General features: G+C 68.2%; 17 protein-coding genes and 1 tRNA gene. 14 read left to right on the top strand and 4 right to left on the bottom strand.

The features are described 5' to 3' along the window. The first annotated feature begins 5 nt into the window (after window positions 1–5). The 3 genes from AC6CHX_RS13805 to AC6CHX_RS13795 are packed head-to-tail and all read left to right on the top strand — an operon-like array spanning window position 6 to window position 1,809. A complete protein-coding gene (locus AC6CHX_RS13805) occupies window positions 6–629 on the top strand; it encodes a signal peptidase I (RefSeq protein WP_498273278.1) in 624 nt (207 codons plus the stop codon). Next, the gene (locus tag AC6CHX_RS13800) at window positions 626–1,270 is read left to right on the top strand and encodes a hypothetical protein (RefSeq protein WP_498273277.1); all 645 of its coding nucleotides are present in this window, start codon (window positions 626–628) and stop codon (window positions 1,268–1,270) included. The genes AC6CHX_RS13805 and AC6CHX_RS13800 overlap by 4 nt, the downstream gene beginning before the upstream one ends. Then, a complete protein-coding gene (locus AC6CHX_RS13795; protein WP_498273276.1) occupies window positions 1,267–1,809 on the top strand; it encodes a hypothetical protein in 543 nt (180 codons plus the stop codon). Before AC6CHX_RS13800 ends, AC6CHX_RS13795 begins: the two co-directional genes overlap by 4 nt. A 15-nt stretch (window positions 1,810–1,824) precedes the next feature. On the opposite strand, the gene AC6CHX_RS13790 is transcribed toward AC6CHX_RS13795, so the two are convergent. Next, window positions 1,825–2,508, bottom strand: a complete 684-nt coding sequence (locus AC6CHX_RS13790) for a YqaJ viral recombinase family protein (RefSeq protein WP_498273275.1) — start codon at window positions 2,506–2,508, stop codon at window positions 1,825–1,827. 289 nt (window positions 2,509–2,797) lie between these two features. On the opposite strand from AC6CHX_RS13790, the gene AC6CHX_RS13785 reads away from it, so the two are divergent. The 3 genes from AC6CHX_RS13785 (at window position 2,798) to rplL (ending at window position 5,101) form a co-directional block, all read left to right on the top strand. Next, window positions 2,798–3,784 carry a hypothetical protein gene (locus AC6CHX_RS13785; RefSeq protein WP_498273274.1) on the top strand — a complete coding sequence of 329 codons (987 nt, stop codon included), beginning with the start codon at window positions 2,798–2,800 and terminating at the stop codon, window positions 3,782–3,784. A gap of 396 nt (window positions 3,785–4,180) precedes the next feature. Continuing rightward, on the top strand, window positions 4,181–4,669 hold the full coding sequence (gene rplJ / locus AC6CHX_RS13780; protein ID WP_029261006.1) for a 50S ribosomal protein L10: 489 nt from the start codon (window positions 4,181–4,183) through the stop codon (window positions 4,667–4,669). A 48-nt stretch (window positions 4,670–4,717) separates the two neighbouring features. After that, window positions 4,718–5,101, top strand: coding sequence for a 50S ribosomal protein L7/L12 (gene rplL, locus AC6CHX_RS13775; protein WP_029261007.1), 384 nt, complete (start codon window positions 4,718–4,720; stop codon window positions 5,099–5,101). An 80-nt stretch (window positions 5,102–5,181) separates the two neighbouring features. On the opposite strand, the gene AC6CHX_RS13770 is transcribed toward rplL, so the two are convergent. Then, window positions 5,182–6,186, bottom strand: coding sequence for a LacI family DNA-binding transcriptional regulator (locus tag AC6CHX_RS13770; RefSeq protein WP_498273273.1), 1,005 nt, complete (start codon window positions 6,184–6,186; stop codon window positions 5,182–5,184). A 288-nt stretch (window positions 6,187–6,474) separates the two neighbouring features. Between AC6CHX_RS13770 and AC6CHX_RS13765 the strand changes: the two genes are divergently transcribed. From AC6CHX_RS13765 to AC6CHX_RS13730, 8 genes are all read left to right on the top strand, one after another. Beyond that, window positions 6,475–7,791 carry an ABC transporter substrate-binding protein gene (locus AC6CHX_RS13765; RefSeq protein WP_498273272.1) on the top strand — a complete coding sequence of 439 codons (1,317 nt, stop codon included), beginning with the start codon at window positions 6,475–6,477 and terminating at the stop codon, window positions 7,789–7,791. A gap of 103 nt (window positions 7,792–7,894) precedes the next feature. Next, a complete protein-coding gene (locus tag AC6CHX_RS13760; RefSeq protein ID WP_136040770.1) occupies window positions 7,895–9,034 on the top strand; it encodes a carbohydrate ABC transporter permease in 1,140 nt (379 codons plus the stop codon). Further along, window positions 9,031–9,990 (top strand): carbohydrate ABC transporter permease, encoded by a 960-nt coding sequence (locus AC6CHX_RS13755; protein ID WP_136040768.1) that lies wholly within the window; start codon window positions 9,031–9,033, stop codon window positions 9,988–9,990. The genes AC6CHX_RS13760 and AC6CHX_RS13755 overlap by 4 nt, the downstream gene beginning before the upstream one ends. 96 nt (window positions 9,991–10,086) lie before the next feature. After that, window positions 10,087–11,463 (top strand): cystathionine beta-synthase, encoded by a 1,377-nt coding sequence (locus tag AC6CHX_RS13750; protein ID WP_498273271.1) that lies wholly within the window; start codon window positions 10,087–10,089, stop codon window positions 11,461–11,463. A gap of 71 nt (window positions 11,464–11,534) precedes the next feature. Beyond that, complete coding sequence (locus AC6CHX_RS13745) at window positions 11,535–12,689, top strand: cystathionine gamma-synthase (protein ID WP_498273270.1); 1,155 nt, start codon at window positions 11,535–11,537, stop codon at window positions 12,687–12,689. Between the two features lie 159 nt (window positions 12,690–12,848). After that, the gene (locus AC6CHX_RS13740; protein WP_498273269.1) at window positions 12,849–14,243 is read left to right on the top strand and encodes a multidrug effflux MFS transporter; all 1,395 of its coding nucleotides are present in this window, start codon (window positions 12,849–12,851) and stop codon (window positions 14,241–14,243) included. A gap of 31 nt (window positions 14,244–14,274) precedes the next feature. Further along, the gene (locus AC6CHX_RS13735) at window positions 14,275–14,904 is read left to right on the top strand and encodes a phosphatase PAP2 family protein (RefSeq protein WP_452326604.1); all 630 of its coding nucleotides are present in this window, start codon (window positions 14,275–14,277) and stop codon (window positions 14,902–14,904) included. Between the two features lie 28 nt (window positions 14,905–14,932). Beyond that, entirely contained in the window at window positions 14,933–15,535 is a 603-nt protein-coding gene (locus AC6CHX_RS13730; RefSeq protein ID WP_498273268.1) for a GNAT family N-acetyltransferase, read from the top strand. Between the two features lie 25 nt (window positions 15,536–15,560). On the opposite strand, the gene AC6CHX_RS13725 is transcribed toward AC6CHX_RS13730, so the two are convergent. Both AC6CHX_RS13725 and AC6CHX_RS13720 read right to left on the bottom strand, forming a co-directional pair. Further along, on the bottom strand, window positions 15,561–16,007 hold the full coding sequence (locus tag AC6CHX_RS13725) for an NUDIX domain-containing protein (RefSeq protein WP_498273267.1): 447 nt from the start codon (window positions 16,005–16,007) through the stop codon (window positions 15,561–15,563). A 126-nt stretch (window positions 16,008–16,133) separates the two neighbouring features. Continuing rightward, a tRNA-Ser gene (locus AC6CHX_RS13720) sits at window positions 16,134–16,221 on the bottom strand. Window positions 16,222–16,324 lie beyond the last annotated feature (103 nt).

The raw sequence follows: 16,324 nt of genomic DNA, 5'->3' as shown, positions 1-16,324 counted from the left end.
ACGACATGGCCACCATCGCACGCGGCGCCCGCGCAGTGGGACGCGGAGTGCGCGAGGTGCTGCTCACCCTGGCGGCAGTCGGGGGCGTGATCTGCATCGTGCTCGTGATCCTGGCGTTCACCGGCGGCTATTCGCTCATCATGTTCAAGACCGGGTCGATGACTCCGACCATCCCGGCGGGGTCCGTCGCCCTCGTTCAGAAGATCCCCGCCTCCGACATCGCCGTCGGTGATGTCGTGACGGTGGACCGGGATGCGGCCCTGCCGATCACGCACCGCGTCATCGGCATCGAGCCGGCGGATGCGGGCGACATCCGGACCATCACCATGAAGGGCGATGCGAACGACGTCGAGGATCCGGCGCCGTACACGGTTTCCGATGTCCGTATCGTCCGCGGCTCGGTGCCCGCTCTCGCGAACGTGATCGTCCGGTTCGGCAGCCCGTGGGTGCTCGGCGGGGTCACGCTCGGCGCATCGCTGCTGGTGGTCTGGGCATTCTGGCCGCGGAGGGAGCGCGCGGCGGCGGAGGGATCCTCCGGGGGCGTCGTAGAGCCAGCGGCTGACGAAGAGCCCGCGGCTACGGAGGCGCTGGTCGCGGCGGGAACGCGGCGCAGGGATCGACGCTCATGAGACGCCTGAGCGCTGGAGTCGCCGTGCTCGCCTTGCTGCTCGGCTCGGCCGCTCCGGCCTGGGCGGCACCCACCACGGAGATCATCCAGGGGCGCATCCTGCGGCTCGTCTCGGTCGCGGACTGGGAAGCCGCCGGATCCCTGCTCCCCGGGCAGCAGGTGCGATGGGACGTCGCGGTCAGCGCAGAGGCGCCCGATCCGGGGATCGTCACGATCGCTCTGAGTGCCACGGGTGACGCGCCGCTCGTCCTCGACGTGTCGATCTGTGTGCGCGAATGGCAGGAGAGCCGGTGCCCGGGTGGCGCCATGGTGGAGCGCTCGGCATGGCCGATCCCGCGCGACGGTGGGGAGGTGCAGCTCGGCGAAGTCGCCGACACCGACGTCGCGCATGTGCGGCTCTCCATCGGGCTCGGTGAGGGCGCGGGCGCGGGCTCGACGAACGTCCGGCTCCATGCCAGCGGTGTCGGAGAAGACGTGACAGTGGGCCCCAGTGGGGGACTGGCTGCGACCGGAGCATCGCCGCTGCCGCCCTGGGCGCTCGCCGGAGGGGCTGCGCTGGTCGTCGTCGGCATCCTGCTCGTCGCTCGTCGTCGTGTCGTCGCGATCGCCGTCGTTCCGCCTGAACCGGGCGGTGACCGGTGAGCCCGGCGAAGCGCCTGCGTTCGGCGGGCGCCGTGCTCGGGATCTCGCTGCTGGTCGCCGTCGGTCTCGTCCCGACCGTCCCCTCGACCGAGGCGGCGTGGACCGACGCCGAGCGGGCGACCGCGACGGGAACCTCGATCAACATCCCCGAACCCATCGCCTCGGTTTCCCCGGGGTGCGTGGCCAGCAGCGGGCTGCTGGGCGCCAACCCCCGGGTGACCATCTCGTGGCGGGCGCCCGCCGCCGCGACGGGGTACGACCTCACGAAGGCGGAGTTCGGGCAGATCGCCAATCAGGGACTCCTCGAGCCGATCCTGAGCAACCTTCTCGGCAACGTCCAGACGTCGGGGAACGCGGCCGCCTACGTCACGGTCATCGACGGCGGGCTGCTCACGGGGCTCCTCGGGGCGACGAAGACCTTCGGCATCCGCTTCATCGGGCCGGGCGGGTGGCGGTCGGACTGGCTCGTCGCGAACGCGAGCATGGGGCTCCTCGGCGCGAACCCGCAGTGCGCGATGGCCACAGCGCGCAGCTATTAGGCGGAAGCAGACGGCTCAGTCGGCGAGTGCCAGCGCGCGGAACGCGTCGCGTTCGCGGAGCTGCTCGCGGCGGCTGGCCGCGGCGTCATCCGGGGTCCTGCTCGGAACCTGCCGACCGGTGGTGCGTCGGTAGAGCTCGTCGATCAGGTTGGTGGCGAGGCCGACCAGCTTGGCGATCTCGCGGTCGTCGCGGTCGATCCATACGCAGCGCGGCTCGTCGTGGATCGGGGCGAAGTCGACGTGCTCCTCCCAGACGAACAGCGTCCGCTCGGCACCGAGGACGTGCTGCTGCCACCAGATCTGGCGGAGGTAGGTGCGGGGGATGCCGCGGAACGCCTTGTTCGTCGTCTTGATCTCGGCGAGCTTCACGCGCCCCTCGGCGTCGACCGCGATGCCGTCGGGTGTGGCGAGGTGACGGTGCTCGATCTCGGCGCGGAACAGGGCGGACGAGGGGAGGATGCCGTGGGTCGCTGCCACCCATGCGGCGATCTCGGGTTCCCGTCGCCGGCCGTGGTCGGTGTAGGCGTTGCCGCCGAAGCGGGGGCCTCCGCCGAGCTTGGAGTCCGCGGCGCGGGCGATCGACTTCTCGGAGGTGAGCCCGGCGACGTCGGTGGCGGTGATGCCGCGGGATCGTGCCCGCATCCACGCCACGCGGTCGCGAGAGTCCGCGACGATGCGTGCAGCGAGTTCCGGGGTCACCTTACGACCCTAACCCCGCCCGCCGACCCTCCCGTCCCCACACGCCGCCCTCCCGCCTCCCCACCCCGCTCCGCCTCTCTTCTCCTCGCTCCCTCTTCCTCCCGAGGTCGAGCGGCCCCTTTCCGTGCGACCCGTCCCTTTGCGTGCGCACGCAAAGGGACGGGTCGCACGCAAGGGGCCGGGTCGACATGTGTACAGCGCTCCTCCACAAGGCGAATGACGGCGGGGATCTCCACGGAGCGCGCTTGGAGGGGCCTTGCAGGGTGACGGGAGAGGGCAGGATCGCGAGATGCGCCAGGCGACGCTCGACCAGATCACGGACATGCTCATCAGCCGACGGCGGCTCGATCAGGAAGGGTGGACCTCGCGCACGCTGCGGGCCGCCGTGGAAGCACGTCGATTGCACCGCGTGCGACGCGGGTGGTTCATCGAGATGACGCGGTGGAAGGACCTCCAGCCCGAGTCCCGGCATCGCGCCGAGGTCGTCGCTGCCGCGCTCGCAGCGGCGGGTAGTGACCCGATCTTCTCCCACGTCTCGGCCGCTGTGCTCTGGGGATTGCCGTTGTTCCGGCATAGGCCGGAGCGTGTGCACGTCCTGACCCGGCCGAACCGCAGACACAGCACAGCGGGGCTGCTCCGCCACGAGGGGGCGCTGGCGGACGCCGACATCGATGAGATCGACGGTCTCCGCTGCACGTCGCTCTCGCGCACCGTCTTCGATGTCGTTCGTACGGTCGGCCCGGAGACCGCCATCGCGCTCGCGGACGCAGCCGTCGCGCGTGTCGGTGGCGAACCATGGGGATACGACGACGATGCGGCGGGGGAGATGCACGCCGATCTCGAGGCCAGAGTGCGCGCCACCGGTGTTCGTGGAATTCTCCAGGCGCGCCGCACCGTCACCCTGGCGGATGGACGGGCGCAGTTGCCGCTGGAGAGTCTCACGAGATATCGGCTCTTCCAGCTCGGTTTCGCACGCCCCCGTCTGCAGGTGCCGGTGCGGCGTTCGGACGGCGGGAACTTCTGGATGGACATCGCCGTCGACCAGGCGGAGGTCTTCATCGAGTGCGATGGGCGAGGGAAGTACACGGACCACGAACTGCGCGCTGAACGGAGCGCGGAGCGTGTGGTTCTGGATGAGAAGGCGCGGGAGGACTGGGTGCGCGCTGTCACCGGCTGGCGGGTCGTGCGCGTGATGACCGAGCACGTCGCAAGCCTGGATGCTGCAGCCGCGTACTTCCGCGCGGTCGGCCTCTTCTCCCGAAATGCCCGCCCGTGATGTGCGTCGAGCTCGCCGACCCACCCCTCTGCGTTCGGTCCGGCCCCTTGCGTGCGCACGAAGAGGGGTGGGTCGAACGGAAAGGGGTGGCTCGGCGAAGAAGGAAAGAGGAGGGGAGGGAGGGAGGGGAGGGAGGGAGGGAGGGGGAGGGAGAGAGGGGGAGGGGGAGGGGGATTTGGGGGACGGGAGCGGGTGGGGTAGAGTTGTGACAACCGAAGACCGCTGGTCATCAGGCGTGCGCAATCACGCAGGATCGAAGCTCTGCACAGCAGGGGCCCGCGCAGGACACGAACTTCTCAAAGCTCCGTGCGCTTGCGCCGGAGCTTTTTTCTGTGCAGGTGGTCCAGGTCGGCGCCCCACCACCGTGCGGCGCCTCGTACACACCAAGGAGTGACCATGGCGCAGAAGGATGCATCGGTCGCCGAGCTCACGAAGTCATTCGAGAACTCGAACGCCGTCCTGCTGACCGAGTACCGCGGTCTGACGGTTGCCCAGCTCAAGGAGCTGCGCAACAGCATCCGTCAGGACGCTGAGTACGCCGTGGTGAAGAACACGCTGACCAAGATCGCCGCCAACAAGGCTGGCATCTCCGCGCTGGACGACGACCTCAAGGGTCCGTCGGCTGTCGCGTTCGTGCACGGTGACTTCGTCGCCACCGCCAAGGCTCTGCGTGACTTCGCCAAGGCCAACCCGCTTCTCGTGATCAAGTCCGGCATCTTCGAGGGCAACGCCCTCACCGCGGACGAGGTCAACAAGTACGCCGCGCTCGAGAGCCGTGAGGTTCTGCTGGCGAAGGCTGCGGGCATGATGAAGGCGACGATGGGCAAGGCTGCCGCCACCATCGATGCTCTTCGCGAAAAGCTGGAGACCGCAGAGGCCGCGTAAGCGACCTGCGATCTCGTCTACAAACCCCATCTATCTAGGAGATACATCATGGCTAAGCTCACCACTGAGGAGCTGCTCGAGCAGTTCGCCGGCCTGACCCTCGTCGAGCTCAACGACTTCGTCAAGGCGTTCGAGGAGAAGTTCGAGGTCACCGCTGCTGCTCCCGTCGCCGTTGCCGGTGCTGCGGGTGGCGCAGGCGCTGCTGAGGCTGAGGAAGAGAAGGACTCCTTCGACGTCATCCTCGAGGCTGCTGGCGACAAGAAGATCCAGGTCATCAAGACCGTCCGCGAGCTCACCTCGCTGGGTCTCGGCGAGGCCAAGGCTGTCGTCGACGGTGCCCCGAAGGCTGTCCTTGAGGGCGCCAACAAGGAGACCGCCGAGAAGGCCAAGGCTGCTCTCGAAGAGGCAGGCGCAACGGTTACCCTCAAGTAATCGCGACGCTCACGCGTTTCTGATCGAAGGCCCCGGGTTCGCCCGGGGCCTTCGTGCTTCCCCGGCGCTTCCCGAGCGGATCAGCGCGGCGGAGCGGTGGAGTTGCGCACCACCAGGGCGGACGCCGCGGCGAGGTGATCGAGCGGAGCATCCGGCCGGTCGATCCGCTGCATCAGGAGTCGCACGGCCTCGTGCCCCTGTTCGCGGGGTGATTGGCCGATCGTGGTCAGGGCGAACATGTCGGCGTGCTCGTGGTCGTCGATGCCCACCACGCTGAGTTCGGTCGGCACAGCGATGCCCAGGCGGCGAGCGGCGATGATCGCACCGATGGCCGCCTCGTCGCATACCCCGACGATCGCGGTCGGGCGGCTGCGACGGTCGCCGAGCAGCCCGGCTGTCGCCGTGAACCCTCCCGGCATGGTCGGTGCCGCGCCGACGATACGCGCGTGGGCCTCGAGGGCGGCGGCCTGCATGGCATCGTTGTAGCCGGCCAGACGCCGGGCATCCCCGAAGCTCTGCTCGGTGCCGTCCCCGGATCCGCCGACGAAGGCGATGTCGGTGTGGCCGAGTTCGATCAGATGCTCGGTGGCGATGCGCGCCGCAGCCGTGTCGTCGATCGAGACCGCGCTCGACCCGTCGCTGTACGGGCCCACGCTCACCAGCGGGCGCCCGGTGCGCTGCAGGCGCTCGAGCTCGCGCGCGCTGGGCTGGATGCCCACCGCGATGATGCCGTCGAAGCGCCGCCCCGGCAGTACGTTCTCGAACAGCCGCTCCCGGGTCTGCGAGCGCTCAGGTACCCCGTAGAGGGAGAGGTCGTAGTCGAGCGCGAACAGAGACTCCTGGATCCCCGCCAGCAGCTCGGCGAAGAACCAGCGGTCCACGGGCGGCATCACGACGCCGACGGTCTGCGTCCGACCGGTGGCCAGGCTCGTCGCGGAGGAGTGCGCGACATACGACAGCTCGCGGGCCGCATCCGCGACTCGGGCACGGGTGTCGTCCGAGACGTAGCCGCGTCCGCTCAGTGCTCGACTCGCGGTGGCCTTCGACACCCCGGCACGCGCAGCGACGTCTGCGATCGTGCTCATCGGTCCTCCTCGACCAGTTCACGCGGTTGCGCGGGTGGCGGCGCGGTGGCCGCGCCGGGTGACAGCGTAGTCGCCGAGGCGCTCAAAAGGAACCGGTTCCACACTGCGCGCGAGGGAGCGCTCCCACCGACGTCATGGAGGAGAGTCGAATGGTTGTGAGCTTGTGACCCTTCCGTGTTGTGCCGGGATATCGATCGCCAGTAGGTTGGCCTGGAATCGGTTCCCTACCGATGCCGCGGGGTGGCATCGCATCAGGTCGGGACCCTGTACTCGAAGAGGAGAATTCACATGGCTCTGTCACAGCGTTCCCGGCGTTACGCGCCGCTCGCCCTGCTGGGGGTCGCGGGCATCGCGCTCGCCGGATGCGGGGCTCCCGGTGGGACCTCCGGAGGCGGCGGAGGTGGCGCCGGAGACAACACCGTCACGATCTACGGCACGATCGTCGAGGGCGAAGCCGAACTCCTCGCGGAATCCTGGGCGGATTTCGAGAAGGAGAACGACATCGAGATCAAGTACGAGGGCAGCCAGGACTTCGAGACGCAGCTCGGCACCCGTGCACAGGGCGGCAACCCGCCCGACATCGCGATCTTCCCGCAGCCCGGTCTGTTCGCGGACTACGCCTCGCGTGATCTGCTGAAGCCGGCTCCGGAAGCGGTCAAGAAGAACGCCGAGGAGTACTGGACGCAGGGCTGGGTCGACTTCGGCACCTACGACGGCACGTTCTACGGCGCACCGCTGATGGCGAGCGTCAAGGGCTGGGTCTGGTACTCGCCCACCAAGTTCGCCGAATGGGGTGTCGAGGAGCCGACCAGCTGGGACGAGCTGCTGACGCTGACGCAGACCATCAAGGACAAGAGCGGTGCCGCCCCCTGGTGCGCCGGCTTCGAGTCCGGTGTCGCGACCGGGTGGCCGGGTACCGACTGGATCGAAGACCTCGTGCTCCGCAACGCGGGCCCCGACGTCTACGACCAGTGGGTCAAGAACGAGGTCCCCTTCACCGACCCGCAGATCAAGGAGGCGTTCGACGCCACGGGTGAGATCCTACTGAACCCGGAGTACGTCAACGCCGGCTTCGGTGACGTGCGCTCGATCAACTCCACCGCGTTCGGTGACGTGGCCGCGAAGGTCGCCAGCGGCGAGTGCGGGCTGACCCACCAGGCCTCGTTCCTGTCGGGCTTCTACCCCGAGGGCACGAACTTCGCCGAGGACGGCGACGTCTGGGCGTTCCTCACGCCGAGCCCGAACCCGGATGAGACCCTCATCACCGGTGGTGGCGAGATCGTCGGCGCGTTCAGCGACTCCGAGGCGACGCAGAAGGTGCTCGAGTACCTGTCCAGCCCCGAGTGGGCCAACAGCCGTCTCGCCCTCGGTGGCGTGACGTCGGCCAACAAGGGCGTCGACCTCGACGTGGTCGAGGACCCGATCCTGCAGGAGTCGATCAAGCTGCTCCAGGACGACTCGGTGACGTTCCGCTTCGACGGGTCGGACCAGATGCCGGGTGCTGTCGGATCCGGCACCTTCTGGAAGGGCATGGTCGCCTGGATCAACGGGACCTCCACCGATGAGGTGCTGACCCAGATCGAGACCGGCTGGCCTTCCAGCTGATCGGATGAGGAGGGCCGCCCCGATGGGCGGCCCTCCTTCTCACACCCGGTCAGCGCATCGCCGCGCCGACCGCTGATCAGCTCCGTCTCATGAAGGGGATTCCATGAACGCGACTGTGTTCTTCCAATGGATCGGGACACTCCCGCCGATCCTCCAGGCCGTGGCCGTGGTCATCGCATTCGCGGTGGTCGTGGTGATCATCCTGCTGCTCGTCGACATCGCGCCGCGCAAGGGCGCGCTCTACACCGGCATCCGTCTCGCGATGTGCCTGCTCATCCCGCTCGCGGTGATGTGGTTCTTCAACTCCTACTACTGGGCGATGGGAGTCGCGGTCGCCGTCGGCGCGCTGTTCTTCTTCCTGGACTACCGGTCCCGCGACGGCGCGGGATACCTGATCCAGCTCGTGGCTTTCATGGCCCCGGCCATGCTGCTGCTCCTCGCCGGCCTCATCCTGCCGTCGATCCAGACCGTGTACGCGTCGTTCTGGAACTCGACCGGGAGCGACTTCGTCGGCTTCTCCAACTATCTCTGGATCTTCACCCAGTCCGACGGCGTGACCGCGGTGATCAACACGATCGTGTGGGTGCTGCTCGTCCCGACGCTCTCCACCATGATCGGCCTGGCGTATGCGGTGTTCATCGACCGGACTCGCGGCGAGAAGATCTACAAGCTGCTGGTCTTCATGCCGATGGCCATCTCGTTCGTGGGCGCCAGCATCATCTGGCGATTCGTGTACGCCTACCGCGGCCCGGAGTTCGAGCAGATCGGTCTGCTCAACCAGATCCTGGTCTGGTTCGGCGGTGAGCCGCAGCAGTTCCTGCTGAACGGGCCGTGGAACAACCTGGCGCTCATCGTGGTGCTGATCTGGGTGCAGACCGGTTTCGCGATGGTCGTGCTCTCCGCGTCGATCAAGGGCGTCCCGGCCGAACTGCTCGAAGCGGCGGAGCTCGACGGCGCCAATGCCTGGGAGCGCTTCAAGTCGGTGACGATCCCCTCGATCCGTCCGGCGCTCATCGTCGTGCTGACCACGATCTCGATCGCCTCCCTGAAGGTGTTCGACATCGTGCGCACGATGACCGGTGGAAACTACGGCACCTCGGTTCTGGCGAACGAGATGTACACCCAGTTCTCGAAGTTCGAGGCGGGTCGCAGCGCTGCGCTGTCCGTCATCCTGTTCATCCTGGTGCTGCCGATCGTCATCTACAACGCACGCCAGATCAAGAAGCAGCGGGAGATCCGATGACCGACACCGTGAAGACAGACACCGGCGACAGCACGCGGGCCATCACGACCGCAGGCCGGTTCGATGCTTCCGCCGGACGCGCGCGCAAGCGCCTCAGCCGGCCCTGGGCGAGTGTCGCAGCGATCATCATCGCCGTCATGTGGACCGTTCCGACGCTCGGGCTCTTCATCTCGTCGTTCCGCGAGCGGGACGCGATCGAGACGACCGGGTGGTGGACGGTCTTCACCAACCCGCAGCTGACGCTGGACAACTACGTGGCGGTGCTGCAGTCCGGCACCACCCAGCTGACGATCCTGGAGTCCTTCTTCAACTCGATCGTCATCACCATCCCGGCCACGCTCATCCCGTTGATGATCGCGGCGATGGCGGCGTATGCGTTCTCGTGGATCGATTTCAAGGGCCGCAACGCGCTGTTCATCTTCGTGTTCGCGCTGCAGATCGTGCCGATCCAGATGGCGCTCGTCCCCCTCCTGTCGTCGTTCTCCCGCGGGATCAACCTGTTCGGCGTCCAGGTGACGGAGGGACTCGACGTCGCCGGCGGCTATGCGCAGGTGTGGTTCGCCCACACGATGTTCGCGCTGCCGCTCGCGATCTATCTGCTGCACAACTTCATGTCGGAGATCCCCGGCGAGATCATCGAGGCCGCGCGCGTCGACGGTGCCTCACGCGGACAGATCTTCTTCCGGGTGGTGCTGCCGCTCACGATGCCGGCGATCGCGTCCGTGGCGATCTTCCAGTTCCTCTGGGTCTGGAACGATCTGCTCGTGGCCCTCGTGTTCGCCGACGGAGCCGCGTCGCCGATCACGAAGGTGCTCGCCGAGATCACGGGTCGCGGCGAGGGCTGGTACTTGCTGACGGCGGGCGCGTTCGTGTCGATCATCGTTCCGCTGATCGTGTTCTTCGCACTTCAGCGCTACTTCGTCCGCGGGCTGCTGGCGGGATCGACGAAGGGCTGACGCATCGAAGGACTCCGAGGGCCTTCGTGAGAACGGATGCCGCGGGCGGGCGAAACACAGCCCCGCCCGCGGCATCCGCGCGTCTACCCTGAAGTCATGAAGTACGCAGACTCGATCGTCGACCTCGTGGGCGACACGCCCCTCGTGAAGCTCACGCGCGTCACCGAGGGCGTCGCGTGCACGGTGCTCGTCAAGCTCGAATACCTGAACCCGGGTGGGTCGTCGAAGGATCGCATCGCCGCGCGGATCATCGATGCCGCCGAGGCATCAGGCGACCTGAAGCCCGGTGGCACCATCGTCGAACCCACCAGCGGCAACACCGGAGTGGGTCTCGCGCTGATCGCCCAGCAGCGCGGCTACAAGTGCGTGTTCGTGCTGCCCGACAAGGTGGGCGAGGACAAGATCGACGTGTTGCGGGCCTACGGGGCGGAAGTCGTCGTGACCCCGACGTCGGTCGCGCCGGACAGCCCGGAGTCGTACTACAGCGTCAGCGACCGACTCACCCGTGAGATCCCCGGCGCGTTCAAGCCGAACCAGTACGAGAACCCGAACGGCCCCCGCAGCCACTACGAGACCACCGGGCCGGAGATCTGGCGCGACACCGACGGGAAGGTCACGCATTTCGTGGCCGGAGTCGGTACGGGCGGCACGATCACGGGTACCGGACGATACCTCCGCGAGGTGTCGGAAGGCCGCGTGCGCATCGTCGGCGTCGACCCGGAGGGCAGCGTCTACAGCGGCGGCACCGGTCGCCCCTACCTCGTCGAAGGCGTCGGGGAGGACATCTGGCCCGGTGCCTACGACCCGACCGTCCCGCACGAGATCGTGGCCGTGGGCGATGCGGACTCGTTCGCGATGACGAGGCGGCTGGCGCGCGAGGAGGGGATCCTCGTCGGCGGATCGAGCGGCATGGCCGTCGTCGGCGCGCTGCGCGTGGCGCGGGATCTGCCCGCGGATGCCGTCATGGTCGTGCTCCTTCCGGACGGTGGCCGCGGCTACCTCGGCAAGATCTTCAACGACGGGTGGATGCGGTCCTACGGATTCAGCGACGTGGAGGAGGGAGAGACCGTCGCCGACGTGCTCGCCGCACGGGCGTCGCGCCAGGGGGAGGGGATTCCCGACCTCGTGCACGCGCACCCGACGGACACGGTGCTCGAGGCCATCGGGATGATGACGCGATACGACGTCTCGCAGCTGGTCGTCCTCAGCGCCGAACCGCCCGTCATGATGGGCGAGGTTGTCGGCACGGTCGACGAGAAGGGACTGCTCGACCTGCTGTTCCGTGGCGACGCGAGTGCGACGGATGCCGTCGGCGCACATGTGGGGGAGCGGCTTCCGCTCATCGGCATCCATGCCTCGGTCGCCCAGGCGAAGACGGCGCTCGCCGACGCCGATGCGCTGCTCGTCACGGAAGACGGCAAGCCGCACACCGTGCTGACGCGCCAGGATCTGCTCGGGTACCTGTCCCGCTGAGCGTCGGGCGGCCGATGACCCCGGGCGTAACGGGAAGGCCGCCGCCGCGAGGGCGGTCGTAGGCTGAGGGCATGTCCGACCACGCCTTCGCCACCCGCGCCATCCATGCAGGACAAGCTCCCGATCCGACGACGGGGGCGATCATCCCGCCGATCTACCAGTCCTCCACGCACGTGCAGGATGGGATCGGCGGCTTCCGCGAGGGCTACGAGTACAATCGCGCCGGCAACCCCACCCGGTCGTCGCTCGAGACGCAGCTCGCCGCGCTCGAAGGCGGTGCGAGCGCCCTCTCATTCGCCTCGGGACTTGCCGCCGAAGATGCGCTGCTGCGCGGCATCCTGAAGCCCGGCGATCACGTGCTCCTCGGCAACGACGTGTACGGCGGGACCTACCGACTGCTCACCAAGGTGCTGGCGCCGTGGGGCATCGACACGACGACGGTCGAGCTCTCGGACGCGGACGTGCTCCGCGCCGCGATCCGCCCCGAGACGAAGATCGTGTGGCTGGAGACGCCGAGCAACCCGCTGCTGAAGGTCGTCGACATCGCGCTCATCGCCGAGATCGCACACGGTTCCGGCGCGATCGCGGTCGTGGACAACACCTTCGCCTCGCCCGCGCTGCAGCAGCCGCTCGCGCTCGGGGCCGACCTGGTCGTGCATTCCACGACGAAGTACCTCGGCGGACACTCCGACGTGCTCGGCGGCGCCGTCGTGTTCGGCGACGACCGCTTCTTCGAGCCGGTGAAGTTCCAGCAGTTCGCCGTGGGTGCGGTGTCCGCGCCCCTGGACGCCTGGCTCACCACTCGCGGCATCAAGACGCTCGCACTGCGGATGCGGCAGCACTCCGAGAACGCGCAGGCGATCGCGGAGTGGGCGGCGGCGCGTCCCGAATTCGCGCAGGTGTACTACCCCGGACTCGCCTCGCACCCCGGTCACGAGATCGCCGCGAAGCAGATGACCCGCTTCGGCGGGATGCTCTCGCTCGGCCTCGCCGCGGGCGCCGACGCCGCACGGGCCTTCGCCGAGAGCACCTCGCTGTTCCAGCTGGCCGAGTCGCTGGGCGGTGTGGAATCCCTCATCGGGTACCCGCCGGACATGACGCACGCGTCGGTGCGCGGCACCGAGCTCGCCGTACCCGAGAACGTCGTGCGGCTCTCGGTCGGGATCGAGGACATCGGCGACCTGATCGCCGACCTCGAGCAGGGGCTGGAGCGGATCACCGCCTGATCTCCGCATCACGCGGCTCCGAGAACGCACCTCCGGCACGGTCGGGGGTGCGTTCTCGATCTAGGCGAGGGATGGCGACGCCGCTGCGGCGGTAACATGGGGGCTTCCCCTCCGGCCGAATCGATTCGACCGCGCGCACCCGAACTCTGGAAGGACGTCGTGTCCGACGCTCCCCGCACTGATTCCATCCCCACCTCGCGACCCGACGGGTCGGACGCCGTTCCGTCCGCAGAACCCGAGCGCACCGCCACGGGCAGCATCCGCACCTCCACGGCCACCGGCGCCATCCGCACCCTCGGTGCGAACCCGGCGACCGCCCCGATCATGCTGCACCCGGGGGACGCGATCCCCCTCGGTCGCCGGACGCTCTACATCATCCTGCTCGGCGCGCTCACGGCGCTCGGACCGTTCACGATCGACCTCTACCTCCCGGCCTTCCCGGTGCTGGAGGAGGACTTCCAGACCACGGCCGCCGCGATCCAGCTGACCCTCACCGGCACGATGATCGGCTTCGCCCTCGGGCAGCTCGTCGTCGGTCCGCTCAGCGACAAGGTCGGCCGCCGGGTGCCGCTGATCGCGGTCACGGCGCTCCACGTCCTCGCCAGCATCGGCGCCGCCTTCGCCCCGGACCTCGCCCTGCTCAGTGCCGCGCGCGTGCTCATGGGAGTGGGGGCCGCGGCCGGTGGCGTCGTGGCGATGGCCATCGTGCGCGACCTGTTCGGCGGCCGCCGCCTGGTCGTGATGCTCTCGCGGCTCGCTCTCGTGTCGGGTGTCGCCCCCGTCATCGCGCCGCTGATCGGCTCGTGGCTCCTCACCCTCATGCCCTGGCGGGGGATCTTCGTGGTCCTCGCCGCGTACGGCATCGTGATGCTCCTCTCGGCGATCCTGTTCATCCCCGAGACGCTGCCCGTCGCCCGCCGGCAGGACCGCGGGGGCGCGACCATGCTGCAGCGCTACCGCTCGGTGCTCTCGGACCGGGTGTTCATCGGAGTGCTGGTGATCGGCGGCATGACCTTCTCCGGCCTGTTCTCCTACCTCTCGGCATCGCCCTTCCTGTTCCAGGAGACGCACGGGCTCGATGCGCAGGAGTACGGCCTATTGTTCGCCGTGAACTCGCTCGGCGTGGTCGCCGGCGTGCAGACCGCGTCTCGGCTGGCCGCGCGCTTCGGACCGCAGTGGGTCATGGCGTACTCCACCGGGGTGCTGCTGCTCGCGGGCGTCGCGATCATCGTCACCGATCAGCTCGGTCTCGGGCTCTGGGGAACGGTCATCCCGCTCTTCGTGTTCATGACCGCCTGCGGCTTCACGTTCCCCAACGTGCAGGTGCTCGCGTTGGATCGTCACGGGAAGGCGGCCGGCACCGCGGCCTCCATCATCGGCGCGACGAACTTCGGTGTCGCCGGGCTCATCTCCCCGGTCGTCGGATGGCTCTCCCACGGCTCCGGGATCACCGCGACCACCATGGCCTCGGTCATGGTGGGTTGCGCCGTCATAGGCATCCTCTCGCTCTGGTTCGTCGTGCGACCGCGGACCGTAGGAATGCTCAATCCCTGATCGGCACCACGTCGTCCCGCAGAATGGGACGATGGACAGACGGATGCTGCTGTGGTGGGGAGTGGGCCTGCTCGCCCTCGCGACGGCCCTCGGTGCCGTGGTGGTGTTCGTCTATCCCGAGACGCCCGGCTTCGACCACTGGTGGAACGAGATGGTCGCGGGTATCCGGGGCGACTGGCTGCTGCAGTTCGCGTTGGTCATGGACTGGATCGGCGGGGGCTGGGTGGCGATCCTCGGGGTGCCGCTGTTGGCGATCCTCGCTCTCCTGCTGGCGCGCCGGTGGCGTAGCGCGGTGTTCGCGGCCGTGTGCTTCGCCGTGAGCGCCGGGGCGGTGCAGCTGCTCAAGCAGCTCTTCGGGAGAGCGCGGCCCGAGGACATGCTGGTCGTGAGCGACTACGGTTCGTTCCCGTCGGGCCACACCGCGAACGCCGCCACGATCGCGCTCGTGATCTGGGTGCTGTTCCCGCGCGTGTGGACGGCGATCCTCGGTGCACTGTGGGTGCTCGCGATGGCGCTCTCGCGCACGTTCCTGTCGGTGCACTGGGCCACCGACACGCTCGGCGGTGCCCTCGTCGGCGCCGGCGTGGTGCTCGTGCTGGCGGCCTGGCTGCTGCCGTGGGTGCAGCGGAAGAAGTCCGAGGTCGACGCGCCGATAGGCTGATTCCGACCGTTCAGTCAGAGGAGTCTTCGTGTCGCGCATCCGTCCCTACCGCCCCACCGATCGTGCCGCGCTGTACGACATCTGCGTGAAGACCGCCGATGCGGGAGGCGATGCGACCGGCATCCTCCCCGACGACTCGCTGTGGGGCGACCTGTTCGCCGTTCCCTATGCCGAACGGCACCCTGACCTCGCCTGGGTAGTGGAGAGCGACGACGAGCGCACCATCGGCTACATCGTGGCGACGGATGACACCGACGTGTTCTACGCCTGGTTCCGGGACGAGTGGTGGCCCACGCTGCAGGAGCGCTACCCGCGGCCCGCGGAGCCCACGACCCGCGAGGACCGCATGGTGGAGTACGGGTACGAGCGCGCTCCCGGCATCGAGCCGAACGCAGTGGAATACCCCGCGCACCTCCACATCGATCTGCTGCCGGAGACGCAGGGGCAGGGGCTCGGGCGTGGGCTCATGGAGACCCTGTTCGCCGAGCTCACCCGCCGCGGGGTGCGCGGCCTGCACCTGGGGATCGACCCGAACAACGCCGGAGCGGCCGCGTTCTACGAGCGGCTCGGGATGACGCGGCTGCCCGCGGCGCCCGGCGGGCAGATCTACGGCGTGCACTTCGACGGCTGACGGCTGAGGTATTTCGCCACCGTCTCTACGCGCAGTCGGCGATGACTCGGTCGATCCACTCTCGTCGCGGCAACTCGAAGATCTGAGAGCGCGTGAACCATCCGAGCTCGAGTAGCTCGTCCATGTCCGGCTCAGCAGGCGACAGGAGATGACAGTCGTATGCGGTGGTCACATAGGCCACCCGATCGCCATTCGGGTATTGAACCACCAGCGGTGACCCACCGTATACGCCGACGATCGCGTTCACACCCAAACGCGCCCCGGCCTCTTCCTCGACTTCGCGTATAACGGCGTCCAAAGGCTCTTCCCCAGGTTCCACGGCCCCGCCGATCAGGCTCCAAAGGTCGGAATGTGCATTGCGTGCCAGCATGAACCGGTCCGCGTCTCGGATCACCGCCGTCACCGCGGGGAGCTGGAGCAGATCGGTTCCGATGCGCGTCCGGATCGATTCGACGTAGTCAGACCTTGGCATGTCGGGAGCTTAGCTCTCACTCGGCGCTGGCGGCGGGACTCCGGTGCTCGCTCCTCCCCGAATCCCCAGTACTCGATAGAAACGCAAGAAGGGCCCCCGCTGGCGCGGAGACCCTTCTTGCGTTTCTGGCGGTGACGGCGGGATTCGAACCCGCGGTTGCTTGCACAACACACGCTTTCCAAGCGTGCTCCTTCGGCCGCTCGGACACGTCACCAGGAACAACCTGTCCATCCTATCCGATCGGGGGAGGGCGGCGTGACAGGGTCGTCGCGCTCAGCGATGGCTGCTTCCGACGGGCCTGTGGACGGAATATTGCA

The organism is Microbacterium sp. GQ128 (assembly GCF_059758615.1).
This window is presented reverse-complemented; position numbering and strand designations above follow the sequence as displayed.